The 414-nt window shown below is 49.0% G+C and carries 1 protein-coding gene; it reads left to right on the forward strand.

The annotated features are described in order from the left end of the window. Positions 1 to 414, forward strand: a 414-nt coding sequence (locus HZY82_RS00025; RefSeq protein ID WP_218925217.1) for a hypothetical protein, incomplete at both ends; no start/stop codon positions are given.

A 414-nucleotide genomic window follows, 5' to 3' on the forward strand; every position in this document is an offset into this window, starting at 1 on the left:
CAGGAAACCGTAAAAAATATCTTTAGGCAAGCCGCGCAGGATGAGGAAATATTTAAAATTTTCGCTCAGTTTGGCCTATCCGCCGAGCTAGTAAAACCCGAGCTTGAAAAGATCGCAAACGCTAAAACTATCGGCGCTAGCGAGATTTTAGAATTTGATGCGGCAAAAAATTTGATGCGATTTTTGCCTGATGCTAGCACGAGCGCGATATACGCGGACGGGCTTGAAAGCGGCGCGAAAACGGATGAAATTTTAAAGGCAAACGGCGCATTTAGCGTGGATTTCGTAGGCGCGCTAAATCAAAATTTGACCGAGGCTGGCCTGGGCCGCGGTACTAAAGGGCGGTGCGTTTTTGCTTGCGTTTGCGCTTTTGTGGGCGTTTTTCGGGGCGGCGCGCTCGCTTTTGGTTATGAG

Source organism: Gemella sp. GL1, from assembly GCF_013415365.1.
Lineage (GTDB): Bacteria > Bacillota > Bacilli > Staphylococcales > Gemellaceae > Gemelliphila.